This window comes from Streptomyces sp. PA03-5A (genome assembly GCF_033792725.1).
Taxonomy (GTDB): Bacteria; Actinomycetota; Actinomycetes; order Streptomycetales; family Streptomycetaceae; genus Actinacidiphila.
In genome coordinates, this window is the sequence record NZ_JARAVL010000009.1 from 1 (window position 1) to 24,757 (window position 24,757).

The following is a 24,757-nucleotide window of genomic DNA, read 5'->3' on the forward strand; positions in this document are numbered from 1 at the left end:
GCGGTCACCTCGTCCACGGCCGGGAGCAGGGCGAACTCGCTGGAGAAGCGGTACGCGACGGTGGCCGCGTCGGCCAGGTCGCGCGCCGCGCCGACGATGTCGCCGGCCCGGCGGGCGGCGTCACGCGCGGCCTCCGCGGCGGTCGCGGCGGCCTTCTCCGCGTCCGAGGCCTCCAGGGCGGCGCGGGCCGGGTCGGCGTCGGGGGCGGAGTCGTCCAGCCAGCCCGTCCGGACCGCCTCGGCGGTCTCCTGCTCGACCTCCGCCAGCCGCTGCACCAGGTGCCCGGACTCGCTGCGCGCGCGCTGTGCCTCCGTCGCGGCGGCGGTGGCGTCGCGGTGCGCCGCCTCGGACTGCGCCTGGAGACCCGCGGACCGCTCCTCCTCCGCGTCCGCCCGCTCGTCGGCGGTGTCCGCGGCGGCCCGCAGCACGCGGACGAGATCGCCCGCGGCCTTCGCACGGGCAGCGAGTGCGGGCGCGGCGTCCCGTTCCGCCTCGCGGATGGCGGTGGTGACCCGGGTCATGCGGTCGGCTGCGGCCCGGTGCCGCAGCACGATCTCCGCGGCCTGCCAGGCGGACTGCAGCGTCCGGGCGTCGTTGAGTTCGCGGCGCAGCGCGGTGGCGCTCTTCTCGCCGGACGCCAGGGCCAGCGAGGCGTGCCGGTAGGCGAGTTCGGCGGCGACCAGGGCGCTGCGGCCGCGGGCGGCCTCGGCGTCGGTGACGGTGTGCGCGGCACGGGCCGTCTCCTGTGCCAGCTCGGCGGCGCGGCCCCGCTCCTCGCGGGCGCGCGCGGACAGCCTGCGGGCCAGGGCGCGGCTGCGGCGCTCGGACTGGGCGTGGACGCCGCGTGCCTGGTCGCGGGCGGCGGTGGTGTCGACGATGCGGCCGAGCAGTTCGAGGGAGCCCGCCGTGAAGTCGCGTTCCGCGGTGAGTTCGGCCCGGCGGCCCAGCTTGCCCGCGAAGCCGTGCACGAGGTCGGCGAGGCCGTCGGTGTCCCGGGTGTCGGTGACCGCGCGCAGCAGGAGGTCGGTGAAGTCGGAGTCCTTCTTCACCGCGAACAGGCCGGCCGCCTCGCCCTCGTCGGCGTTCATCTCCCGCTGGTAGCGGAAGAGTTCGGGGTCCAGACCGAGCTCGCCCAGGTGCTCGTTCCACCGGTCGTGGATCTCCTCCCACACCACTTCCAGGTGCGGGTAGTAGCGTGCGGCGTCGGTCACGGCGTCGCGGAAGCCCTTCATGGTGCGGCGGCGCCCGCGGGCACCCGAGGCGCCCTCGACGGGCGTCCGCACCGCGGTGGACTCGGCGACGGGCAGCGAGTCCAGGCTGAGCCCCGGACCGGGCCGGAAGGAGTACCAGGCCTCGGCGAACTTGCGCGGGTCGGAGGAGACCTGGCGTCCGCGCCACTCGCTGACCTTGCCGACGACGACCAGCTCGCCGGTGACCGTGTGCTGCCACTCCAGGGCGACGTGGCCGCAGTCGTCGGCCAGCAGGAACTTGCGGAGCACTCCGGAGCTGGCGCCGCCCAGGGTGTTGCGGTGACCGGGCAGCATGACCGAGAAGATCAGCTTGAGCAGGACGGACTTGCCGCCGCCGTTCTCCAGGAACAGCACCCCCGCCGGTGCCGGACGGCGCGGCGGGCCGGTCGGCTCGTCCTCGAAGAACTCCGCCTGGGCGGGGGCGGGGTGCGGCACGGGCTCGCCGACTCCGCGCAGGTCCAGCACGGTGTCGGCGTAGCGCGCACCGGCGGGCCCGATGGAGTAGAGGCGGACCCGGGACAGCTCGTACATGGGGGGCTCTCGTGGTGGTCTGTGGTCGGCGGGTTCGGGTGGATCGGCAGGATCCGGGAGGCGGGTGCGGGGGCGGGGCGCCGCTTCAGGAGTGGAAGGGCAGGCCGGCTCCGGTCACGAGGTCGAGGTCGTCGCCGTCCGCGGCCGGCATCAGGGCCGCCGAGTCACCGGCCCGGGGCACGATCCCGAGGTCGAGGAGCTCGGCCATGGCGGCGCTGCCCGCCATGTCGCGCACCTGGAGCTGGTAGCGGGCGGTGGTGCGGTAGGTGCCGCCCGACTCGTCACCTGTGCGCTGCAGGAACCCCGAGTCGACGAGGAAGGAGACGGCCTTGCCGACGATGCCGGTGGTGGAGCCCGCCAGGCGCCGGGCGTCCTTGGTGGCGCCGGTGGAGCTGCGGCGCACGTAGACCCGCCAGGCGGCCTCCAGGCCGGGGGCGTCGCTGGCCGGGTCGGTGTTCTCGCCCTGCTCCTCGGCCCGTTCCTCCAGCCTGCGGCAGGCCTGGCGCAGGAAGCCGTCGATGCCGTTGACGGTGACCCGGCCGATGTACGCGTCGTCGGCGAGGTCCTCCGGGCGGGGGAAGGCCATGGCGGCGGTGGCGAGGTGGGCGAGGCCGTGCAAAAAGCGGTCGCCCGCGTCGGACGCGGCGCGGCGTGAGTAGTCGCCCATGCGGACGGCGAAGACCGAGTCCTCGCCGGCGGCCAGCGCCATGCCGGCCCGGGGCGAGACCTCCAGCACGACCAGGCCGAGCCCGGCGGCCACGGCGTCGGCCAGGCGCGAGAACAGCGGGTCCTCGCGGTAGCGCCGGATCAGCTCGGCGTACTCGACGTCGCGCCCGGGCAGCAGCTTCGGCTGGAGACCGAAGGAGACGAGACGGGCGGCGTCCGCGGCGTCGCCCGGCGTGACGGCCGCCGGGACGGGGGCCGCTGCGGGCGGCTGCGTGCTCTCGCCGTCGCGGTGGTCGCTCACGGGGTCGTCTCCTCGGTACGGATGGTCGGTTCGCTCATCGTCACGCCACCTCGGACCGCTCGGCGGCCATCCCGGCGGCGTCCAGCCGGGCCGTGCCCACGATCAGGTCGGCGCCGCCGAACTCGGGGTCGTCCAGCCCGGTGCCGTCGTCCACGGCGAACAGCAGCCGCTCCTCGCCCTGGCGGTAGGCGGTGCCGACCGGCGGGCTGGCGGCGTGCACCGCCAGCAGGGCCACCAGGTAGGGCAGTTCGGGATCGAGGCGGCGGGCCTCGGCGAGCAGCCCGGACAGCCGGCGGGGGGCGTCGTGCGGCAGGTCGAGGAGTTCCAGGGCGGTCTCGAGCTGCTCCTCGCTGAACCGGCTGTCGTCCGGCGTGGCGACGAGGTCGGGCTCGGGCATCTCGGCACCGAGGTGCTCGCGCTCCAGCGGCGGGGTGAGCAGGGCGTCCACGAGGTCCGTGACGCGTACCGAGGCGGGGGTGCGCAGGCCCGTGCCGCGGGCGAACCAGGCGTCGGTGACCCGGGTGGCCTGCTCCACCGGGAGCGGCAGGACCGGCGCGACCAGCTGCCCGTACAGGTCGAGCATGCCGACGAGGGCGCCGCCGCGCGGTGCGGCGAAGGCCTGCCGGTCCTGCTCGGCGCGGAAGATCGGCCCGGCCTCCAGCAGCCGGGACTGCAGCTGGGTGTGGCGGCGGATGCAGTCCTTGACGATGTCGACGAGCTCGGCGGCACGGCGCTTGTGCTCCGGGTCCTCCGACTCGTCCCTGGCCTTGCGGATGTTGGTCAGGATGGCGTTCTCGTGCCGGTAGCGGTCGGCGACGTGGTCGAGCGCCTCGTCGATCATGTCGGGGACGGTGCGGATCCAGTCGACCGCCCGGACGTTGCGGCGGGTGGCGTCCAGGGCGCGGCGCAGCGTCTCGGCGTACTGCACCGTGCGGTAGCGGGCCTGTTCCGCGGCGAGCTGGGCGTCGGCGAGGCGGCCCCGGTTGATCAGCACCTCGAGCTTGACCTCGGCGGCGATCTGGGCGCTGGTCACGTCGGTGTCGAGGGCACCGACGAGCACGTTGACGGCCTCGTCGGTGGTGCGCAGGTAGACGGTGCCGTCGCGGCCCGGTACCTCCTCGATGAGCTTGAAGTCGTAGTCACGGCGGACGTACGCCCCGTCGGGGCCGAAGGTGCCGTAGACGGCGCGGAAGCCGCGGTCGACGCTGCCGACGTTGATCAGGTTCTCCAGGACCCAGCGGCCCACCCGCTCGTGCTCGGCGGCGGGACGGCCGGGGGCCTGGGCGGCGATGCGCGGCAGCAGACGGGAGATTATCTGGTCGTGGTCGGCACCGGTGTCGAAGTCCATGTTGAGCGTGACCAGGTCGATGACGGCCAGGGCCACCTCCGCCATCGCATACACCGAGTACTCGCCCGCGAGGTTGGCCTTGCGCACGTCGAGGTCGTGCAGCGGCGCGGTGCAGGCCAGGGCCTTGAGCCGGCGGGCCAGGCCCTCGTCCGCGGCCGGCCCCGGCGCGGGCCGGACACCGCCGCTGAGCTGGTGCGGAACGGTCGTGGTCACGACGCACAGACTAGGCGCTCGGACCGACATCATCCCAAACGGCACGGTCCGGGCGGCCCCGCGCCCGGGCCCCCTCAGCCGCCTGCGGCCCCGTAGCCGCCCCCGCCGGGCGTCGCGACGACCAGGACGTCACCGGGCCCGACGTCGGCGGAGTCGACGCCGCCGAGCGGGGTGACGGAGCCGTCGGCGCGCTCGATCCGGTTCTCGCCCAGGGCGCCGGGCCCGCCGCCGGCCAGGCCGTACGGGGCGACCCGCCGGTGGCCGGAGAGCAGGGCGACCGTCATGGGTTCCAGGAAGCGGATGCGGCGGACGGCCCCGCGGCCCCCGTGCCACCGGCCGTCGCCACCGCTGCCGTCGCGCAGGGCGAAGCCCTCGACGCGGACGGGGTAGCGCCACTCGAGGATCTCGGGGTCGGTGAGCCGGGAGTTGGTCATGTGGGTCTGTACGGCGTCGGCGCCGTCGAAGCCCTCGCCCGCCCCGGAACCGCTGGCGACGGTCTCGTAGTACTGCACCCGGTCGTTGCCGAAGGTGACGTTGTTCATCGTGCCGGAGCCCTCGGCCTGCACGCCGAGCGCGGCGTACAGGGCCCCCGTGACGGCCTGGGAGGTCTCCACGTTGCCGGCGACGGTGGCCGCGGGGTATTCCGGGGCCAGCATCGAGCCCTCGGGGACGCGGACGTCCAGCGGCTTCAGGCAGCCGCTGTTGAGCGGGATGTCGTCGGCGACGAGGGTGCGGAAGACGTAGAGCACGGCGGCCATGACCACGGACCGCGGCGCGTTGAAGTTGCCCTCCTGCTGCGGCGCGGTGCCGGTGAAGTCCAGGACGGCGGAGCGGGTCGCGCGGTCGACGCGGACGGCGACGCGGACGACCGCGCCGTTGTCGGTCTCGTACGCGCAGTCGCCGTCGTCCAGGCCGGCGACGATGCGCCGCACGGACTCCTCGGCGTTGTCCTGCACGTGCCGCATGTAGGCGTGCACGACGTCGAGGCCGAACTGCGCGGTCATGCGCCGCAGCTCGGCGATGCCCTTCTCGTTCGCGGCGATCTGGGCGCGCAGGTCGGCGATGTTGGTGTCCGGGTCGCGCGAGGGGTACGGGGCGTCCGCCAGCAGGGCGCGGGTCTCCTCCTCGCGCAGGCGGCCGTCGCGCACCAGGAGCCAGTTGTCGAAGAGGACGCCCTCCTCGTGCACGGTGCGGCTGAAGGCGGGCATGGAGCCGGGGGTGAGGCCGCCGATCTCGGCGTGGTGGCCGCGTGAGGCGACGAGGAAGAGCGGGGACCGGCCCTCGTCGTCGAAGACGGGGGTGACGACGGTGACGTCGGGCAGGTGGGTGCCCCCGTGGTACGGGTCGTTGACGGCGTAGGCGTCGCCCGGGCGCATGGTGCCCTCGTTCCGGCGCAGCACCTCCTTGATGGACTCGCCCATGGAGCCGAGGTGGACGGGGATGTGGGGGGCGTTGGCGATCAGGTTGCCCTCGGGGTCGAACAGGGCGCAGGAGAAGTCCAGGCGTTCCTTGATGTTGACGGAGTGGGCGGTGTTCTCCAGGCGCACCCCCATCTGCTCGGCGATCGACATGAAGAGGTTGTTGAAGATCTCCAGCATCACCGGGTCGACCTCGGTGCCGACCGCCACCCGGCCGGGCCGCGGCCGCACCCGGGTCAGCAGGAGGTGGCCGTGCTCGCCCACCGCGGCCCGCCAGCCGGGGTCGACGACGGTCGTCGCGTCGGCCTCGGCGATCACGGCGGGCCCGTCCACGGTGTCGCCCGGGCGCATTGCGTCCCGGCGGAACAGGGGGCTGCCCTGCCGCCGGCCCTCCGTGTACAGCGACACCTCGGCGGCCGGTCGCAGGGGGCCCTCGCGGGCCGGCGGCTCCACGTGGTGCCGTCCGGGCGGGCCCGCGGAGCCGACGGCCTCGACCGAGACCGCCTCGACGACCAGGGGCTTGTCCATGGTGAAGGCGTACCGGGCGCGGTGGTCGGCGGTGAACGCCTCGCGCATGGCGTCGACCGTGCCCATCGGCACCGGGAGCGCCGCGTCGGTGCCCGCGTAGCGGACGTGGACGCGGGTGACGGTCTCGACGGTGTCGTCGGGCACCCCGTCCTCGCGCAGTTGCGCGCGGGCCAGGCCGTCGAGCTCGTCGCGGGCCTTGCGCAGCGCGGGCAGCCCGTCCTCGCCGAGTCCGGTCTCCACGGAGCGCTCGCGCATGGCGGTGGCGTCGGCCAGGCCGATCCCGTACGCGGACAGCACACCGGCCAGCGGGGGCACGACGACCGTGTCGACGGACAGGGCGTCGGCGACCGCGCAGGCGTGCTGGCCGCCGGCTCCGCCGAAGCTGGTGAGGGCGTAGCGCGTGATGTCGTGGCCGCGCTGTACGGAGATCTTCTTGACGGCGTTGGCCATGTTCAGGACGGCGATCTCCAGGAAGCCCGCGGCGACCTCCTCCGGGGTGCGGCGGTCGCCGGTCGCGGCCCCGGACTCCTCGGCGAGCCGCGCGAAGCCCGCGCGGACGGCCTCGGTGTCCAGCGGCTGGTCGCCGTCCGGGCCGAACACGGCCGGGAAGTGCGCCGCCTGGACACGGCCGAGCATCACATTGGCGTCGGTCACGGTCAGCGGGCCGCCGCGGCGGTAGCAGGCGGGGCCCGGGTCGGCACCTGCGGAGTCGGGGCCGACGCGGTAGCGCTGCCCGTCGAAGTGGAGGACGGAGCCGCCGCCCGCCGCCACCGTGTGGATGTCCATCATGGGCGCCCGCATCCGTACGCCCGCCACCTGGGTGCCGAGGACGCGTTCCAGCTCGCCCGCCCAGTGGGAGACGTCGGTGGAGGTTCCGCCCATGTCGAAGCCGACGACCCGGTCGAACCCGGCCTGCCGGGACGTACGGGCCATGCCGACCACTCCCCCGGCCGGGCCGGACAGCACGGCGTCCTTGCCGCGGAAGTGACCGGCCTCGCGGAGCCCGCCGTTGGACTGCATGAACATCAGCCGGACGCCGCGCAGTTCGGCGGCCACCTCGTCCACGTAACGGCGCAGGATCGGCGACAGGTAGGCGTCCACCACGGTGGTGTCGCCGCGCGGGACCAGCTTGATCAGCGGGCTCACCTCGTGGGAGCAGCTGATCTGGTCGAACCCGGCCTCGCGGGCCGCCCGCGCGACGGCCTGCTCGTGGGCGGGATGGCGGTAGCCGTGCAGCAGGACGACGGCGACGCTCGTCAGGCCGTCCCGGCGCGCCTGACGCAGGGCAGCTGCGGTGGCGGCCGGGTCGAGGGGGCGGACGACCTCGCCGTGCGCGCCGATGCGTTCGGGGACCTCGATGACGCGCTCGTAGAGCGCCTCGGGGAGGACGATCCGGCGGTCGAAGAGCCGCGGCCGGTTCTGGTACGCGATGCGCAGCGCGTCACGGAAGCCCTCGGTGACGACGAGGACGGTCGGCTCCCCCTTGCGTTCCAGGAGGGCGTTGGTGGCGACCGTGGTACCCATCTTGACGGCGGAGATCCGGTCGGCGGGCACGGGTTCGCCCGGGTCCAGGCCCAGCATGCGCCGGATGCCCTCGACGGGGGCGTCCCGGTAGCGCCCGGGGTCGTGGGAGAGCAGCTTGCACGTCTCCAGGCCGCCGTCCGGCCGTCTGGCGACGACGTCGGTGAAGGTGCCGCCCCGGTCGATCCAGAACTCCCAGCGTCCGGTCACCCCCTCATTGTCCCAGGGACGTCCCTTCCAGGCGGGCCAGCGCACCGGCGGTGGCGTCGCGGGAGCGCAGGTCCAGCAGCCCGTCGGTGCCGGCCAGCCGGTGCCGGGCCTCCCGGCCGGCGAGCCGCAGCAGATCGGGCAGCAGATCGGTGCAGCGGTCGGCGACCCAGCGGGTACCCTTGGTCGCCATCCACCAGACGCTCGCCGCGGCGCCCGGTCCCGGGCCGCCGGGGGTCGTGGACGGCGGTTCGCCGTCCGACAGGCCGCGCGAGACCAGGAGGTCGTGGAACTCCCGGGCCAGCAGCCGGTGGCCGAGTTCGCTGGGGTGCAGCCGGTCCGCGCTCCACGAGGCGCGGTCGGTCGCCCACGCATGGCGGGCGGCGTGCAGGTGCACGGCCTCGTACCGCTCGGACAGCACGTGCACGACCTGGTTCAGCGCGGCCATCCGGCGGCCCAGCGGGCGGGCGAGCGGCCACGGCAGCCCCAGCATGCGGCCGGGGTCGGGCAGGCAGGCGGTGAGCACCTCGGCGCCTTCGGCGCGCAGTTGGGCCAGGACGGTGTCCAGGCGGCGGGCGACGGTCTCGATGTCGAAGCTGCCGCGGAGCGTGTCATTGGCGCCGATCACCACGGAGGCCAGGTGCGGCCGGTGGTCCAGGGCGCGCGGCAGCTGCTCCTCGACGACGTCCTTGGTGAGGGCGCCGCTGCGGGAGCAGTTGAGCAGGCGCACGGCCGAGGGTTCGGCGGACAGCCCGTGCGCCAGGAGCGGCGCCCAGCCGCGCCATCCGCCGGCGACGGGGTCGCCGAGGCCCTCGGTGAGCGAGTCGCCGAGGGCGGCGAAACGTATCTCCTTTGTGCCGGCGGACACGGTGGTGGCCTGGACCGACGCCGGGGTGGTGGCCGGGGCGGGGACGGGAGCAGGGGCGGGCATCCGGGCGGTGACCTGGGCCTGGACGGGTACCGCGACGGTGGGCGCGTGGGCCGCGGGTCTGGCACGTCCGGGGACGGTGGGCGTCTGCGTGCCCGTCGTCATGGCGTGACCTCCGGGACGGTGAGCCGGGGCGCGGCGTCGTGGGCGGCGAGGAAGGCGTTCACGGCGGTCGGCCAGCCGTAGCGCTCGGCCTGGGCGCGGGCGATGGCGCGGCGCATGGGCTCCGGGCGGGCCAGCAGGTGGCCGACGGCGTCGGCGAAGGCCGGGCCGTCGTCGGTGGCGGCGGCACCGGCCGGGCCGAGGATGTCGGGCAGCGCGGACAGCGCGCTGGCGACGACCGGGGTACCGCAGGCGAGGGCCTCCAGGGCGGACAGGCCGAACGTCTCCACCGGGCCCGGGGCCAGGACCACGTCGGCGGTGGCCTGGAGGGCGGACAGGGCGCGACGGACGGGGACGTGCCCGACGAAGGTGACCGGCAGCCGGGCCTCCCGGGCCCGGGCCTCCAGGCGGGCGCGCATCGGCCCGTCCCCCGCGACGACAAGGACGGCGTCCACCCCCTGGCGACGCATGTGGGCGAGGGCCTCCAGGGCGCGTCCCGGCCGCTTCTCGGGCGACAGGCGGGAGCACATCACCAGCAGCACCTCGGCGTTGCCGGCGTACCGGGCGCGCAACTCCGGGTCGTGGTGCGCCGGGTGGCATGCCTCCAGGTCGACGCCGAGCGGCGCCCGTACGACGTTGCGGGCCCCGATCCGCTCGAACTCCGCCGCCGCCCAGGCCGTCGTGCAGACGATACGCGAGTACACGTGCGCGCTGCGGCGGTTGAGCCGGTCGGCGGCGCCCTGGGCGAGGCCGCTGGGCACACCCCAGGTGCGCAGCACCCCGTCGACGCTCTCGTGGGACACCATCACGGACGGCACCCGGCGGCGGCGCGCCCACTCCCCGGTCCAGCGCAGCGTCGTGCGGTCGGAGACCTCCAGCCGGTCGGGGCGGAGGCCGTCCAGCACCGCCTCCAGCCGGGCCCGGCCGGTCAGGACGCGGTAGCCGCCGGTACCGGCGACCAGGGGGCCGGGAAGGGTGATGACCCGGCCCTGGGAGGTGGTCTCGTCCTTGGCGGCCGGGCCGGGGACGACCAGGACCGGGTCGTGGCCGGCCGCGAGGTAGCCCTCGCCGAGGTGGCGCAGCGCGGTGCGCAGGCCGCCGGAGGTGGGCGTGACGAAGTTCGCCAGCCTGACGATGCGCAGCGGGCCGGTCATGCCGCCACCGCCGTGCGGGCGTCGAGCACCTGCGCGTAGTGCTCCAGGAGCAGGTCCCCGACGGCCTCCCAGGTGCGCGCGGCCACGTCGGCGCGCCCCTCGGCGCCGAATTGGTCGCGCATGGCCGGGGCACCGGCCAGCAGCCGTACGGCGCCGGTGACGGCGTCCACGTCGCCGGGCGGCACGAGCAGCCCGGTGCGGCCGTGGTCGACGAGGTCGAGCGGACCGCCGGCGGCGGGGGCGACCACGGGCAGCCCGCTGGCCATCGCCTCCTGGACGGTCTGGCAGAACGTCTCGAACGGCCCGGTGTGGACGAAGACGTCGAGGGAGGCGTAGATCCGCGCCAGGTCGTGGCCGGTGCGGCGGCCGAGGAACACCGCGTCCGGCAGCGCCTCGCGCAGCCCGGCGGCGCTCGGGCCGTCCCCGACGACGACCACCTTCACCCCGGACAGCCGGCCCGCGCCGGCCAGCAGCTCCACGTGCTTCTCCGGAGCGAGGCGGCCGATGTAGCCCACCAGGACCTCACCGTTCGGGGCGAGTTCACGGCGCAGCGCCTCGTCGCGGTGGGCCGCGTCGAAGCGCACGGAGTCCACGCCGCGCGGCCACAGGTGCACGCGCGGGACGCCGTGCGCCTCCAGGTCGCGCTGGGAGGCGCTGGACGGGGCGAGCGTGCGGTCGGCGGCCGTGTGCACGGCGCGGATGCGGCGCCACGCGGTGCTCTCGCCACGGCTCAGGTAGGTGCGGGCGTACCCCGCGAGGTCGGTCTGGTACACGGCGACCGCGGGGATGTGCTGGCGGGTGGCCGCGGCCATGCCGCGCACCCCGAGGATGAACGGGCTGGCCAGGTGGACGAGTTCGGCGCGGTGCGCGGCGATCGTCGCCGCGGTCCTGCGGCCGGGGAGCGCCACCCTGACCTGCGGGTAGCCGGGCAGCGGCAGCGACGGCACACGCACGACGGGGCACGGTTCGTCCCCCGGCGCGGACTCCTGCGGGCCGGCCGGCGCGATCACCAGCGGCTCGTGGCCCCTGCGGACCAGATGTTCGGCCGTGCGCAGCGCGCAGTGGGCCACTCCGTTGACGTCGGGTGGGAAGGACTCTGTGACGATGGCTACTCGCATACGGACGTTGTCGGCTCCCCGGGCGTTGTCCGGGTCACGTGGATCTTTCACCTTGGGGAACGTGCCGTGAGCGTTGGCTCCGGATCGGGCCTTCCGGCCGCGCCGGCGCCCCTCGGTCTCCCCCGGACGCCGCGCCGGGAGGCATCGGGCGCCGGTCGCCGGTCCGGGCAGGGGTTCGGCGACGAGCACGGGACCGGCGGGCGGTCGGGTCGGCGTGCGGGAGGCCGACGCCGAGTCCTTCGGCGAGGCGGTGGAACAGGCCGCGCGGACCCAGGGGGCCGTGGTCCGGGGGTGAACCGATGGGGATCGCGGCCGGGGCAGTGGTCCGGGTGGAGGCCCGGCAGCATGTTGATGTCGTCGGCGTGCAGCACCAGCGCCCGCGTCCCCGCCGGTACGTCGAGGACCAGCCGCTCGCCCTCGACGCAGCTCCAACTGCCGTGCTCCCAGGCCCGGGCCCACTCCCCGGAGCGGCCGGCGCCGTCGACGCACCCGCCGTCGGCGTACAGCAGGTCGCCGAACGCGCCGGCGAGTTCGTCCTGGCCGAGCAGGGCCGGACGGCCGTCCACGCCCATCCGCTCCGGGATTGCCCGCGGCGGGATGCCGTGGGCGAAGGCCGGACTCGGCAGCGGCAGGTCGCACCCGTCCATCCGGTCCGGCCCCACCCGCGGCCGGGGGGCCGGGGCCTACCGCGCGGGATCGCCGGAGCTGAGGCGGCCGCGGACCGCGGTCTGGACCTCGGCCTCCTCCGCGGGATCGGCGGCGAGGCTGCGCAGGCGGGCCAGGACCCGGACGTCCGAGGTGGTGGCCGTGCGGGCGGCGAGTTCGCGGGTGGTCTCCTCGCAGTCCCACAGGCACTCGACGGCGAGGCCGGCGCCGAAGCAGGGGTCGGTGCGGGCGAGGGCGTGGGCGGCGACGCCGCGCAGCTGTGAGGAGCTCGTCTCGCGGTAGACGTGGCGCAGGACGGGGGCGGCGCACTCGATGGAGAGCCGGCCGGCCCCTTCCACGAGCACGGCGAGGCCCTCGGCGTCGGCGCCCTCGCGCTGGACGAGGCGGCGCAGGGCGCCGAGGACGCGGTCGGCGTCCTGTTCGCCGCCGCGGCAGGCGAGCATGCGGGCGGCGGTCGCGCCGAGCACGTCCTCACGGCGTGACCAGGCGCGGGCCCGGGCGAGGGCGGCGATGCTGCGCATCCGCTCGAAGGACTCGACGGCGGCGCGGGCGACGAGCTCGGACTCGCTGAGGGCGGCGGCCTCGATGAGGTCGAGGGCCTCGCGGTCCTGGCGGTCGGAGAGGTGGCGGAGTGCGGCCGCGCGGGCCGCCTCGGGACCGCTGCGGGCCGCCCGGACGAGCTCCTCGCGGTCCTCGGGGCCGGCGACGGCGGCGAGGCAGCGGGCGGCGGGGGCGTCGCGGTGCTGCGGTGGGTGGGCGGCCAGGCCTTCCTGGGCCCATTCGAGGACGGCGCCCACGCTCCAGCCCGGGGTCGGCCCGGCGGGCCGCATCTGGCGCTGCCAGCGGTCGAAGGCGGTCTGTTCCGCTGCCTTGCGCACCCGTTCGGAGACGGCGGGGTCCGGATCCTCGGCCCACAACCGCCAGGGCCGCGGCTCGTACGCCTCGCGGAGCGCGGTGGCGAGCTGGGCGTCACCCTCCGTGGTGAGCGGGAAGCGGGCGAGCACGGCCGGGCCGAGGGCACGCAGCGCGTCGTCCTCGTCACGTACGGCGAGCTCGTCCAGGGCCCACTCCCAGTTGCCGCCGGTGGCGGCGTAGCGGCGCAGCAGCAGGGCGGCGTCCCGGCGGCCGTAACCGGCGAGGTGACCGAGGACGGACAGCGCCAGGCCGCAGCGGTGCTCGTCGGGGCTGATGATGTCGTCGGGGTGGAAGAGGTGCTGTTCGATCCCGTCGAGCGAGCCCTCGAGCTCCGAGTAGAGGCGCGCGTAATAGAGGGAGCGGGACTCCACGCGCCAGTCGTGGCGGGGGTCGCGCAGGACGCACTGCTCCAGCGCCGCGAGCGCGTCTGCTCGCTGCGCTGCGAGGGCGTGCAGGGTCCCGTCTCCGCGTCCTCTCTGGAGGAGGCCGAGAAGGGTACCGCTGGGCGCTATGTCGGGGTCGAACATGAGGTCAGCATCCGGTGCGGGGAGTTGGTTGGCAACGGGATTTCCCGTTACCGGCTGCGAGGTATCTTCGCAGATCGTCCCGGGTTCAAACCCTTTGTGCGGCACCCGGGCGGCTCGCGGGCACGCTCGCGGCCGGAGTCCCGCAGCTTACCCGGACCGAGGCATTCCGCCGAGTTCTCCGAGCGTGGCGGCCCTCCAGGCTCCTGACATATGCCGGTAGCACCACCGGATCGGGTATTGCAGAAACCCTTACGGGCCATCACTCCTTGTGCAAGAGTCGTGACTGGCCCATCCGTACGGCCCCGTTGAGGCCGGCGCCCGGTTCGGAGACATGTTCGGAGAGCGTCATGCCGCCCCATTTGCATGAGGACCGCGCCACCGCGAAGCCTGAGCCCGGCACCGTGGACGCGCTCATCTCCCAGACCCGCCAGCTGCGCGGCAAGGTCGACGCCGTTCGTCGTGACGCCGCCGCCGAGGACGAGGAGGACCCGCAGCTGCGCTGGCAGCGCGCGCTGTGCGACCTCGCTGTCCACCAGCTCGACGACCTGGGTGCGCACCTCGGGCAACTGCGGGACGGCATCCCCGCCCTCGGCGACCCGGAGACGGGCACCGAGCCCGGCGGCGCCGCCTACGCGGGCCGGTCCGCCCGGGAGGTCCCGGTCCCCGCGCCGGTCGCCGGCGCCGTGCAGGCCCTGGGGCGGGCCGGTAGCGCGGAGTGGGACCTGCTCACGGACGGTGTCCAGTGGTCGGAGGAGCTCTACCGCATCTTCGGGCGCACCCGCGAGGACGGGCCGCTGACCCTGGACGAGCTGCCCTCCTGGCTGTTCGCCGAGGACCAGCAGACCCTCACCGCGGCCGTGACCGGCTGCCTGGTGGACACCCGGCCGATCGACTGCGAGTTCCGCATCGTCCGCCCGGACGGTGCCGTGCGTACGGTGCACATGGTGGGCGAGCCGGTGCTCGACGCCGCCGGCGCCACCGCCTCCATGTGGGCGGTGCTCCGCGACGTCAGCGAACTGCGCCGCAGCCAGCGGACGCTGCGCGAGACCCGTGACTCGTTGCAGCGCGAGCAGCAGATCGCGCAGACCGAGCGCCGGCTGGCGGTCGAGCTGCAGGAGGCCGTACTGCCGCCGTGGCGCGGCTCCCTGCGGTTCCCGCAGGACGGCGGCCCCACCACGGTCGACCTCGCCGCCCACTACCTCCCGTCCTCCACCGGCGCGTTCGTCGGCGGCGACTGGTACGACGCGCTGCACCTGCCCGACGGCTCCGCGCTGCTCACCGTGGGCGACCTCACCGGGCACGGGGTCTCCGCCACCTCCGGCATGGCCATGCTGCTCGGCGCGCTGCGCGGCATGGCGATGACGGGGCTGGACCCGGCCCCGCTGCTGGGCGGGCTCAACCAGTTGCTGGACAGCTCCGCGCAGCCCGCCCTGGGCAGCGCCCTGTGCTGCCGCTACCGCCCCGAGGACCGCTCTTTGGTCTGGGCGCAGGCCGGACACCCCGCCCCGCTGTTGTTCCGCGACGGGACGGGGCGACCGCTCGACGCACCCGAGGGCGTACTGCTGGGCGCCACCTCGGGCGCCCAGTACGGCCAGGCCACCGAGCGGTTGCTCCCCGGCGACCTGCTGGTGCTGCACACCGACGGCCTGCTGCCGCGCCGCTCCGGTTCCATGGCGGCCTCGGACTCGGCCACCGCCGTGCGACGCCTGCTGGAGCTCGGCCCGAGGTTCGCCCAGGCCCGTACCCCGCAGGAGTGCGTGCGCATCGTGGTGGAGGAACTCGGCGCCCCCGAGCGCGAGGACGACGCCTGCGTGCTCATCGCCAAGTTCCACTGAGGTCCAGGGGCGCACTGGTCCACGGCCCTGTCGGTCCACGGTCGACGTGTTCCCATGTCGATGTGTCGACATCAGGACGGCATCCGGGAGAGCCGGCTCATTCGGCGTCGAGTCGGCTGGTCCCGCTCATCGATGTCCACGTCCTCCGCGTGGGTCTCCGCTCAGATCGCGGGGCCCCTGCGCTTGGGGCCGCTCGGCAGCGCGATCTCGATCTCCTCACGCAGGTCCTGGATCCTGGTGAAGTCGGAGTAGCGGGCCGTCAGCCGGTACATCTCCCGCAGCCGGTCCCAGGTCCGCAGCGACGAGTTCTGCCTTATGGTCAGCAGCGCCAGTCGCGCGTAGCGGTCCGCCTGCTCGGGGTCGTCGGCGATGAAGCAGGCCGAGGCCAGCGAGATGTAGTCGAAGATGTTGGACCGGTCGCGGCCCTTGCCGCGCAGCTCCAGCGCGTGCTTGGCGTGCTGCTGCGCCGTCCGCGCCGCCAGCGGCTCGTACTCGGCGAGGGTGCGGTACGCCAGCGCCTGCATCCCGTGCAGATCGGCCTCGTCGAACATCTGCATCCAGCTCGGCGGCGGGACGTCGCCGCGGTCGGTGGCGAAGAGGTCCTCGGCCTTGCCCAGGGTGCGGCGCATCGCCTGGCCGTGGCCCATGGAGGCCTGTGCCCAGGCCTCGATGGTGCACAGCATGGCGCGGGTGCGCGGCAGGGTCTCCTGCCCGGAGCCGGACTGCGCCAGTTTCATCAGGTCCAGTGCGTCGTCCGGCCGTCCCAGGTGGACCATCTGCCGGGCGGCGCGGGAGAGCGCCTCGCCGGCCCTGGGCCGGTCCCCGCCCTCACGCGCGGCGTGCGCCGCGATGACGAAGTACTTCTGGGCGGTGGGCTCCAGGCCCACGTCGTGGGACATCCAGCCCGCCAGGACGGCGAGGTTGGCGGCCACGCCCCAGAGCCTGCGCTTGAGGTGGTCGGGGTGGTGGTAGGCGAGCATGCCGCCCACCTCGTTGAGCTGTCCGACGACCGCCTTGCGCTGCAGTCCGCCGCCGCGGGAGGCGTCCCAGGCGCGGAACACCTCGACCGAGCGCTCCAGCGCCTCGATCTCATGGGAGCCGACCGGGGCCGCCTCGTAGCGGTCGTAGGAGACGGCGTCGGCGTCGAAGGGGTCGTTGGTGGTGGGGGCGTCGGCCGCGAGCGCCGGATCGGTGCGCAGCCAGTCGTACATGGCGCTGCTGAGTGCGGAACCCGCGGCAAGCGCGGCTCCCGCGCCCACCAGACCGCGTCGGTTGAGCATGAGGTCCATTCCCGTGAATTCGGTGAGGACCGCGGCTGTTCGCTCCGGTGGCCAGGGCAGTCCGTCGGCGCTGACGGACTGCTTCCTTCCCGTACGCCGATGCCGGCCGAACCCGAGATCCTCGATGGTTACGACACGGCCGAGACGCTCGGTGAACAGGGCGGCCAGCACGGTGGGGACGGGTTCGCGGGGGGATTCCCCGGTCTCGATCCAGCGGCGCACCCGCGAGGTGTCCGTCGCCAGCTGCGGGTGGCCCATGGCCGCCGCCTGCCGGTTGACGAGTCTCGCGAGCTCTCCCTTGGACCATCCGGTGAGTGCGAACAGGTCCGCTAGCCGTGAGTTGGCTTCCTTGTCCATCCAAGCCCCCAGGTTCCTCGGCACTGTTGACACTAACGGCCGGTCAGCGCCGCCGCGAGCATTCGCCATGGTTCGCCAGGGTGCGCCAGATGGTCTGCCACCCGCATGCGGTGGTCAGGTAGGAACGCGCCACCCGGCCCGGCAACCGCCGGCTCGCGAACGGTCGCATATGAACAACTTTCGAAAAACGCCGATCAGCGTTGAACAACTCGAGAGACATGTGCGTACTGGTACGCGAGGGGCGTACGGCGCGTGGACAGTTCGGACCGCCGGCCCGGACCCGCATTCCCCAGGGTGCGGGACCGGACGCCGACTCCGGCTCCGGATCCGTCCACGCGCCGGCCCCGCCACCTCGTCAAGAGCTCGTTGGCACACGAAGGGATCTGTCTCCCCATATGTATTCAGCATCGTCCTCCGTGTCCGCACCGCCCCGGCCGACCCAGCTCCCGGGCTTCACCGGGACAGGGACCGCCCTACGGCCTCGTCCGGTGCTGCCCGCTCCGCGCAGGGGCGCGCCGGGAACCTCCCACCCGCTCAGCGGGAGGCTCGACTTGACCGGTCCCCAAGGCGCGCAGTTGCGCTCGGCCATCGCCTCGGTGCAGCGCATCTGCCCCGAGTTCACGCCGGTCCAGATGCTGCGGCGCAGCGGCCGCTCGGTGCTGCTGGTCGGCACCTCCGGCCGTGCCCCCGCGGTCGCCAAGTGCCTGCTCGACCACTCCCCCGCCTGGGTGGAGCGGTACCGGCACGAGATCGGCGCGTACCGGGCCTTCGTACGGCACCGGCCTCCGGTCAGGGCGCCGCGGCTGATCGCCGCCGACCCCGAGAGCTGCACGCTCGTGCTGGAGCGCATGCCCGGACGGGTCGCGGCCCTGCAGCGGCACCCCTCGGAGGCTCCGCCGCGGGCCGACGTGCGGATGGCGCTCAGCGCGATCTCCCGGGTCAACATGTGGCGTCCGCCGGCCGGGATCTTCGACGCCCCCGTCGACTACGCGTCACGGCTGTCCCGTTATCACGAGCTGGGACTGCTCACCGACCGGGACATGGGCGACCTGCAGAAGCTGCTGCACGGACTGGCGCACGCACAGGGCCAGTTCAACCACGGCGACGCCCTGCTCTCCAACATCCTGCTCTCCCCGGCCGGCCCGGTGCTGGTCGACTGGGAGCACGCCGGCTGGTACCTGCCCGGCTACGACCTGGCGGTGCTCTGGATGATCCTGGGCGACGACCCGGTCACCCGGCGGCAGATCAGCCAGATGGCGCAGGCCGCCGGACCGATCGCGCGTGACGCCTTCCTGGTCAACCTGATGCTGGTGGTCACCCGCGAGATCCGCACCTACGAGACGGCCGTGCAGCGCACGATGCGCAGCACCGTCCCGGTGGGTCCGGGCGCGGCCGAGGCCGGCGAGGAGCAGCGCCTGCTGCTGCGCCGTCTGCACGACGACGCGGGCCTCGCCCGGCGGGCCGTCAGGGCCGCCGTCGGCACGAGGTGACCTTCCGGCCGGTCCCCGGACGGAAGAGGAGGAACCGGTGCGTGGTGGACGGCGGAGCACCGCGGTCGCGGACCCGGGGGCCAGGGGAGGGTCCTCCGGTGCCGTCGCGGTGCCGCCCGGGCGGCCTCACGGCCGGGACGGCACCGCCGGTGGTCCAGTCCACTGACGCACCGCAGGCCATGGCACCCGTGTGGGGAAAGCTCCCCGCACGGGCGCTGACATGCGTAAACAGCTTTCACAGCGCCTAGTTGACGGATCGTCGACCAACGGATACCTCTGTGGTGCCGAACGGCCCCGTGCGTCACCACAGGAGGCTGCAGTGCGAGGAACCCCCCACAACGCGAGACGCCCGCGCAAGGTCGTCACCGCCGCAACGGTCACCGTGGCCGTCGGCGCCCTGCTCTCCGCCCTGCCGCCGCTGGCCGCGGCCGGCGTGACCCCGCAGGAGCGGGACGCACCTCTCCGGCAGGCCTTCCAGGACGCCGCGGAACGTCATCACGTCCCGGAGAGCGTGCTGATGGGCGTGGCCTACCTGGAGTCGCGCTGGGACACCCACCGCGGACTGCCCAGTGTCACCGCCGGATACGGCCCCATGCACCTCACGGACGCCCGGACGGCGCTCACCGACAAGCCCCGACGGGGAGATGGCGGTGACGACCCGCGCGGAGACGCGGGCCGTCCCCTGGCCGACGTGGGGCTGCCCGCCGTGGACACCCGCGCGCTGCCCTCGACCCTCACCACGCTGGACCGCGCCGCCGGGCTGACCGGGCTGAGCGCCGAGGAGCTGCGCGAGGACCCGGCGGCCAACGTCGAGGGGGGCGCGGCGCTGCTGGCCCGGGCCCAGAAGTCGCTGGGCACACCGCTGAGTTCGGACCCGGCCCGCTGGTACGGCGCGGTGGCGCGCTACTCGGGCGCCGACGACACCGCCACGGCGTCGGTCTTCGCCGACGACGTCTTCCAGGTCATCCGTGAGGGAGTCACGCGCACCACGGACGACGGGGAGAGCCTCACCCTCGCCGCGCACCCCGGGCTCGCGCCGGAGACCGCCCAGCTCCGCTCCCTGGGTCTGCGCACGGTTGCCGCGGACGGGACGGAGTGCCCGCGCACGATCGCGTGCGAATGGCTCCCGGCGCCGTACGAGGAGTACGGCACGGGCGACTACGGCAACCACGACCTCGCCGACCGCCCGCACGACCAGAAGATCGACTACATCGTCGTCCACGACACCGAGGCCACCTGGGACACCACCCTCCAGCTGGTGCAGAAGCCGGACTACCTCGCGTGGCACTACTCGATCCGCTCCGCGGACGGCCACGTCGACCAGCACGTGAGGACCAAGGACGTCGGCTGGCACGCGGGCAACTGGTACGTCAACGCCAAGTCCGTCGGCATCGAGCACGAGGGCTTCCTCACCGATCCCGGCGCCTGGTACACCGAGGCCATGTACCGGGCGTCGGCCCGGCTGGTCCGCTACCTGGCCGGGCGTTACGGCATCCCGCTGGACCGGCAGCACGTCCTGGGCCACGACAACGTCCCGGGACCGACCCCCGCGAACATCCCGGGGATGCACACCGACCCCGGCCCGTACTGGGACTGGGCGCACTACTTCCAGCTCCTGGGAGCGCCCTTCCGGCAGACCGCCGGGCCGGGCAGCGCCCTGGTGACGATCGACCCGGACTACGGCTCCAACCGGCCCGTCTACACCGGGTGCGCGAGCGCCGGTGACACCTGCCCGTCCCGCGGTTCCACGGCCGTCCGGCTGTACACCGAGCCACGCGAGGACGCCCCACTCGTCAAGGACGTCGGTCTGCACGGGGAGGCCCCCTCCACGACCGGGGTGAACGACACCGGCGCCCGTGCCTCGACCGGCCAGCAGTTCGCGGTGGCCGAGCGACGCGGGGACTGGACGGCGATCTGGTACCTGGGCCAGAAGGCCTGGTTCCACGACCCCAGGGGGCACCGCACCGCCCTGCCGGCCACGGGCCTGCTGGTCAGCCCGAAGGAGGGCCGCGGCGAGGTCCCGGTGTACGGGCGCGCCTACCCGGAGGCGTCCGCCTACCCGGCGGGGGTCCCGGTGCAGCCGGAGGCCCCGCTGCCGTACCGGCTCCTCGCGGGCCAGAGCTACGCGGTGGGCCAGGCGACGCACGGCGAGTACTACCGGGCGGTCACCTTCGACGCCTCCCAGCACGTGGTGGTGCGGGGGGGAGCAGCTCTACTACGAGATCCAGTTCGGCCACCGGGTGGCCTGGGTCAAGGCCGAGGACGTGACCCTGCGGCCCTCCTGGGCCCCGCTCAGCCCTGCTGGAACATCTCCGCGGGGAGGGGCTTGAGCAACTGGTAGAGGTCGTCGGTGATCGGGCGGTCCCAGGTCGCGATGGTGACCAGGACGCCGTCGCTGCGATCGAACTGCGTGCAGGCGATGCGCCCCTCGGAGAGCTTCACCTTGCGCACGATCAGCAGGTTGTCACCGTGCATGACCGGGGTGTCCTCGGTGCCGACGACCTCGACCGGCTCGTCGTTGCCGAGGGCCAGCAGCAGCTGGGCGACCTCGAAGGGGATCTGGCCCTCTTCGAGGTCGCGGGCGGGCGAGCCCTCGGGGAGGTTGCCGATCAGCATGGCGGGACCGCGCCCGCCGAAGAGGTCGTAGCGCAGGAAGATGCCCTGGCAACTGCCGTCCTCCCCGGGCAGCAGCCCGGCGCCGAGTTCGCCCGGCCAGTCGCCCGGGTCCATGGCCAGGACGTCGAATTCCGGCCCTGTGGGCGTTGCGGCGCTGCGGCGGCGGAGGAACGACATGCGCCCATCGTACGGTCCCCGGGCCGCCCGTGTGCCCGGGGTCGCGTCGCTACGGGGCGAGCGCCCGGGACAGGCCCGCCCGGTCGGTGCCGATCTTGCGGTAGACGGCGGAGAGCAGACGGGTGACGCCCTCCACGTCGGTGTCCAGACCTGCGGCGATCTGCTCGTCGTCCTCACCCCGGGCGGCCCGCGAGGCGGCCGCCCGTTCCTGGGCGGTGAGGGCGTCGGTCTCCGTCGTACGGAGCCTGCGCGGGCGCAGTCCGGCGGCGGCGAGTTCGTCGCGGGCGCGCTCGGCCAGTTGGTCGGCACCGCAGTGGACGGCGGTCTCCAGACCCCGGTAGAGCTGCTCGGCCGCCTCGTGGAGCCGGGCCTCGCGGCGCAGGGCGGCACCGTGGTCGACCAGGGCCCGGGCCAGCTCGTAGCCGGCCGGTGAGCGCTCCAGGTGCGTGACCGCCTCCTGCAGCAGCTTGAGCCGGTCGGGTTCCGCGGCCACCTCGGCGCAGACCCGCAGCGCCTGGCCGATCGAGGACGCGGTGCCGTACTGGCGGGCGCGTTCGACGGCGTCGGCGGCGGTGGCACGGGCCCGCTCCGGGGTGTCCCGGGCCTCGGCGAGCGCGAGGTGGAGCTTCCACGGGGACCAGGCGGGATTGCGCATGCCCCGGGGGTCGAGCCGGCGGCCGCACGCCTCGAGCTGGGCGATGGCCTCGTTGACCATGCCCCGGGCGAGCAGCAGTTCGCCGTAGACGGTCTGGGCGTCGGGGAAGGTGACGGCCGCCGGGAAGGGCTCGCAGAAGTCGTACTCGTCGGCGAGGGCCGCGGCCTCGCGCAGCCGGCCCCGGGCGAGCAGGATCTCGACGAGGATCGCCACGGTGTACCAGACGACCGGGGTGCCGCGGCCGACGCGGTCGGCGAGCCGCAGGCCGTCGCGGGCGAAGTCCTCGGCCTCGGCGAGGCGCCCGCGGCGGTAACGCACGTACCCGAGCAGGGAGTAGCCGAAGGCGAGGTGGGCGCCGCGCCATCCCTGGCGCTCGTAGTCGCCGATGCCGGCGGCGAAGAGCTCCTCGGCGCGGCCGGGCCGGTCGGCGTACATGTACGTCATCGCGACGAGGACCGGGACCTCGAAGCCGAAGTCCTCGCTGGCCCAGGGCAGTCCGCCGTCCAGGGCGCGGTCGGAGTGCCGCAGCGCGGTCTCGGCGGGCTCGCCGCGCAGGGTGGCGTCCCAGGCGCGCAGGCCGATGATGTAGCGCTCGGTCAGGTCGCGTCCGGTCAGCCGGTCGGCCAGGCGGGCCAGCCGGCGGGAACGGGCCGGGGAGTCGGGTTCGTCGGAGCGGAAGGCGTCCCACATGAACTGCTCTTCCTGCATCCGCAGCCGGGCCCGCGCGTTGGTGGCGGTCCGGGCGGCCTGTCCGACGGTGTCCGCGGCCTCGCCGAGCCGGTCGGAGTGGGCCAGCGCCTGGGAGAGCCGGTAGGTGATCGCGTCGCGCAGCGCCGGGTCGACGACGGGCTCCTCGAGCGCGGCGCGCAGGTGGTTGACGGTGGTCGCCGGCTCGGTGAGCAGGGAGGAGCAGCCGAGCTCGAACAGCACGGCCGCCCGGTCCTCGAACGGGGGCGGCTCGCGCAGGGCCCGCGCCAGGTAGCGGCGGGCCGCGTCGGGGGCGCCGGCCCGGGCGGTGTCCCGGGCGGCCTGGCGCAGCTGGCCGACGACCCAGGGGTCGCCCTCGGGGTGGGTCTCCAGCAGGTGGCGGGCGGCGGCGGAGGGGCCGAGCCCGGCGTCCACGACGGACCAGGCGGCCTGGCCGTGCAGGGCGACCCGGACGGCGTCGGGGATGGCCCGGTACACGGCGGTGGCGATGAGGGGGTGGACGAACTCCAGGACGTCGCTGCCGGTGAGGATGCGGGCCTTGCGGAGCCGGTCAGCGGCGTCGGCGGCCTCCTCGCCGCCCAGGCCCGCCACGCTCGCGGCGATCGCCGGCGAGATGGACGTGCCGAGGACGGCCGCGGCCCACGCCATGCGGACGGTGGAGGTGCCCAGGCGTTCCAGGCGGGCGATGAGTCCGCTGCCCTTGGCGGCGGCGGCGAGGTCGCGCAGGAGGTGCGCGCTGGACTCGTCGGGGCGCAGCGCCCGGTCGAGGACCTTGGCGGTGAGCTCCACGGCCTCGAAGGGGTTGCCGGCGGTGACGGCCCAGGCCTCGCGGCAGAACGCGTCGTCGGCGTGGTCGCCCACGGCGTCGCGGATGAGCCGGCCGATGGCGGCGGCGCTGAGCGGTTCCAGACCGAGCGGGCGGGTGCCGGAGCGGTCGGGGAGGCCGCGGAACGCCTCGGCGTGGGCGGGGAGTTCGTCGGGGCGGTAGGCCACGACGACGAGCATGGGGAGTTCCTCGGCGCGCGGTGCGAAGGCGGCCAGCCAGCCCAGGGACTCGGGGTCGGCCCAGTGGGCGTCGTCGAGCACGAGGACCACGGGGGCACGCCGGACGGCGATGTGGGTGAGGACCCAGTCGAGTCCGTCCGCGAGGCCCTGCGGGTCCGGGGGCGCGCCCTCGCCGTCGGTGCACAGCCCCAGGGCGGGGCCGACGATGCCGTACCAGCTGCCGAGGGTGGTGCGGAGCACCCCGTCACCGGCTCCGGCGAGCTGGGGCTGGAGCAGCTGGCGTGCGACGTGGAAGGCGACGCCCTGTTCCTGGTCGCCGCCGCGGGCGTACAGGACGGTGCAGCCGAGGGCGGAGGCCCGGCGCCGGGTCTCCGCGAGCAGGGTCGTCTTGCCGAGGCCCGCGGGGGCCGCGAAGGCGAGCACGCCGCCGCGCCGTGTGCCGGCGCGGGGGTGGTCCCCCTCGGCCCGTATGCCCGTGAGTTCGGCCAGCGCCTCGTCGACGGCCACGAGCTCGGCCTCGCGTTCGAGGAGCGGTCGCCGGGACTTCGGTGTGCGCCGCGCCATAGTGCACCCCCTGCCCCTGATCCGGCGCGCGCCGGGGCGCGCCGGTGATGCTCGGACGCCTGTCCGGTGGCACCTCAGCGTACGCCACCAGGGACCCTGCGTGAGTACATAAATGTGAAGTGGTGACGGCTGTTCACAATCGTCCGCGGAATGATCGACCGTGCTCGATCAGGTGCGCCCACGTGCGGGAACGCATCACCGTGATGCCCCCGGCACATGCCGGAACGGCAGCGGTACGCGGGACGCCGCGGGCGCGGGAACCGGGGGCACCAAGGCCTCCGGGGCGCGCCCGGCCGGGTGCGCCGGCAGCCCGTCGTCGTGGACGGGGCGGGCTGCCCGGCGCGCCCGTGAGCTTCCGTCAGGTGAGGTCGAACTCGCCGTCGCGGGCCCCGAGGACGAAGGCCCGCCATTCCGCCGGGGTGAAGATCAGCGAGGGCCCCTCGGGGCTCCGGCCGTCCCTCATGGCGATGTAGCCCTCGACGAAGGCGATCTGGACGTCTCCTGTGCCCTGGCTGCTCGACTGCCATGTTGCGTTGGCCAGATCAAGCTGCGGCTTCTTCCCGTTGGCCAACGGCGATCCGATCGTGCTCTCGGCCACGTCCGCTCTCCTCCCGACTCCGTCGTCCGGGCCAGCCTAGCGACCGTGCCGGGGCCCGGACAGGTCATGGAAGAACCTG

At 74.6% G+C, this 24,757-nt stretch carries 13 protein-coding genes and 2 pseudogenes; 3 read left to right on the forward strand and 12 right to left on the reverse strand.

Annotation, left to right across the window (positions count from 1 at the left end; translation table 11 throughout):
* The 8 genes and pseudogenes from PV410_RS12940 to PV410_RS12975 all read right to left on the reverse strand — a co-directional run.
* Nucleotides 1–1,781, reverse strand: a pseudogene (locus tag PV410_RS12940) (hypothetical protein); the annotation flags it as partial.
* A gap of 85 nt (nucleotides 1,782–1,866) precedes the next feature.
* On the reverse strand, nucleotides 1,867–2,748 hold the full coding sequence (locus PV410_RS12945) for a hypothetical protein (RefSeq protein WP_500324251.1): 882 nt from the start codon (nucleotides 2,746–2,748) through the stop codon (nucleotides 1,867–1,869).
* 40 nt (nucleotides 2,749–2,788) lie between these two features.
* The gene (locus tag PV410_RS12950) at nucleotides 2,789–4,339 is read right to left on the reverse strand and encodes a hypothetical protein (protein WP_500324483.1); all 1,551 of its coding nucleotides are present in this window, start codon (nucleotides 4,337–4,339) and stop codon (nucleotides 2,789–2,791) included.
* Between the two features lie 44 nt (nucleotides 4,340–4,383).
* Nucleotides 4,384–7,986, reverse strand: a complete 3,603-nt coding sequence (locus PV410_RS12955) for a hydantoinase B/oxoprolinase family protein (RefSeq protein ID WP_500324252.1) — start codon at nucleotides 7,984–7,986, stop codon at nucleotides 4,384–4,386.
* Nucleotides 7,987–7,990: 4 nt separating this feature from the next.
* Nucleotides 7,991–9,016, reverse strand: coding sequence for an SGNH/GDSL hydrolase family protein (locus PV410_RS12960; protein WP_500324253.1), 1,026 nt, complete (start codon nucleotides 9,014–9,016; stop codon nucleotides 7,991–7,993).
* The gene (locus PV410_RS12965; RefSeq protein WP_500324254.1) at nucleotides 9,013–10,167 is read right to left on the reverse strand and encodes a glycosyltransferase; all 1,155 of its coding nucleotides are present in this window, start codon (nucleotides 10,165–10,167) and stop codon (nucleotides 9,013–9,015) included. The genes PV410_RS12960 and PV410_RS12965 overlap by 4 nt, the downstream gene beginning before the upstream one ends.
* On the reverse strand, nucleotides 10,164–11,285 hold the full coding sequence (locus PV410_RS12970) for a glycosyltransferase family 4 protein (protein WP_500324255.1): 1,122 nt from the start codon (nucleotides 11,283–11,285) through the stop codon (nucleotides 10,164–10,166). Before PV410_RS12970 ends, PV410_RS12965 begins: the two co-directional genes overlap by 4 nt.
* A gap of 683 nt (nucleotides 11,286–11,968) precedes the next feature.
* A complete protein-coding gene (locus PV410_RS12975) occupies nucleotides 11,969–13,393 on the reverse strand; it encodes a HEAT repeat domain-containing protein (RefSeq protein WP_500324256.1) in 1,425 nt (474 codons plus the stop codon).
* 347 nt (nucleotides 13,394–13,740) lie between these two features.
* Between PV410_RS12975 and PV410_RS12980 the strand changes: the two genes are divergently transcribed.
* The gene (locus tag PV410_RS12980) at nucleotides 13,741–15,228 is read left to right on the forward strand and encodes a PP2C family protein-serine/threonine phosphatase (RefSeq protein ID WP_500324257.1); all 1,488 of its coding nucleotides are present in this window, start codon (nucleotides 13,741–13,743) and stop codon (nucleotides 15,226–15,228) included.
* Between the two features lie 161 nt (nucleotides 15,229–15,389).
* Here PV410_RS12980 and PV410_RS12985 read toward each other — a convergent pair whose 3' ends face one another.
* Nucleotides 15,390–16,865, reverse strand: a complete 1,476-nt coding sequence (locus PV410_RS12985; RefSeq protein WP_500324258.1) for a DNA-binding protein NsdB — start codon at nucleotides 16,863–16,865, stop codon at nucleotides 15,390–15,392.
* 395 nt (nucleotides 16,866–17,260) lie between these two features.
* Here PV410_RS12985 and PV410_RS12990 point away from each other — a divergent pair, with 395 nt between their 5' ends.
* Both PV410_RS12990 and PV410_RS12995 read left to right on the forward strand, forming a co-directional pair.
* Entirely contained in the window at nucleotides 17,261–18,355 is a 1,095-nt protein-coding gene (locus PV410_RS12990) for an aminoglycoside phosphotransferase family protein (RefSeq protein WP_500324259.1), read from the forward strand.
* A gap of 319 nt (nucleotides 18,356–18,674) precedes the next feature.
* Nucleotides 18,675–20,685: pseudogene (locus PV410_RS12995) on the forward strand (N-acetylmuramoyl-L-alanine amidase).
* Here PV410_RS12995 and PV410_RS13000 read toward each other — a convergent pair.
* The 3 genes from PV410_RS13000 to PV410_RS13010 all read right to left on the reverse strand — a co-directional run bounded on the left by PV410_RS13000 (nucleotide 20,648) and on the right by PV410_RS13010 (nucleotide 24,678).
* On the reverse strand, nucleotides 20,648–21,148 hold the full coding sequence (locus PV410_RS13000) for a hypothetical protein (RefSeq protein WP_361791587.1): 501 nt from the start codon (nucleotides 21,146–21,148) through the stop codon (nucleotides 20,648–20,650). The pseudogene PV410_RS12995 and the gene PV410_RS13000 sit on opposite strands and share 38 nt — an antisense overlap.
* A 49-nt stretch (nucleotides 21,149–21,197) precedes the next feature.
* Nucleotides 21,198–24,080, reverse strand: coding sequence for an ATP-binding protein (locus tag PV410_RS13005; RefSeq protein WP_500324260.1), 2,883 nt, complete (start codon nucleotides 24,078–24,080; stop codon nucleotides 21,198–21,200).
* Nucleotides 24,081–24,438: 358 nt separating this feature from the next.
* The gene (locus tag PV410_RS13010; protein WP_018561140.1) at nucleotides 24,439–24,678 is read right to left on the reverse strand and encodes a DUF397 domain-containing protein; all 240 of its coding nucleotides are present in this window, start codon (nucleotides 24,676–24,678) and stop codon (nucleotides 24,439–24,441) included.
* Between the last annotated feature and the right edge of the window lie 79 nt (nucleotides 24,679–24,757).

Excerpts from the sequence above, each read along its gene's own strand:
- PV410_RS12960 (WP_500324253.1), bottom strand. The coding sequence starts at position 9,016 with ATGACGACGGGCACGCAGACGCCCACCGTCCCCGGACGTGCCAGACCC.
- PV410_RS13000 (WP_361791587.1), bottom strand. The coding sequence starts at position 21,148 with ATGTCGTTCCTCCGCCGCCGCAGCGCCGCAACGCCCACAGGGCCGGAA.
- PV410_RS12975 (WP_500324256.1), bottom strand. The coding sequence starts at position 13,393 with ATGTTCGACCCCGACATAGCGCCCAGCGGTACCCTTCTCGGCCTCCTC.
- PV410_RS12970 (WP_500324255.1), bottom strand. The coding sequence starts at position 11,285 with ATGCGAGTAGCCATCGTCACAGAGTCCTTCCCACCCGACGTCAACGGA.
- PV410_RS12990 (WP_500324259.1), top strand. The coding sequence starts at position 17,261 with ATGTATTCAGCATCGTCCTCCGTGTCCGCACCGCCCCGGCCGACCCAG.
- PV410_RS12965 (WP_500324254.1), bottom strand. The coding sequence starts at position 10,167 with ATGACCGGCCCGCTGCGCATCGTCAGGCTGGCGAACTTCGTCACGCCC.
- PV410_RS12985 (WP_500324258.1), bottom strand. The coding sequence starts at position 16,865 with ATGGACAAGGAAGCCAACTCACGGCTAGCGGACCTGTTCGCACTCACC.
- PV410_RS12950 (WP_500324483.1), bottom strand. The coding sequence starts at position 4,339 with ATGTCGGTCCGAGCGCCTAGTCTGTGCGTCGTGACCACGACCGTTCCG.
- PV410_RS13005 (WP_500324260.1), bottom strand. The coding sequence starts at position 24,080 with ATGGCGCGGCGCACACCGAAGTCCCGGCGACCGCTCCTCGAACGCGAG.
- PV410_RS12980 (WP_500324257.1), top strand. The coding sequence starts at position 13,741 with ATGCCGCCCCATTTGCATGAGGACCGCGCCACCGCGAAGCCTGAGCCC.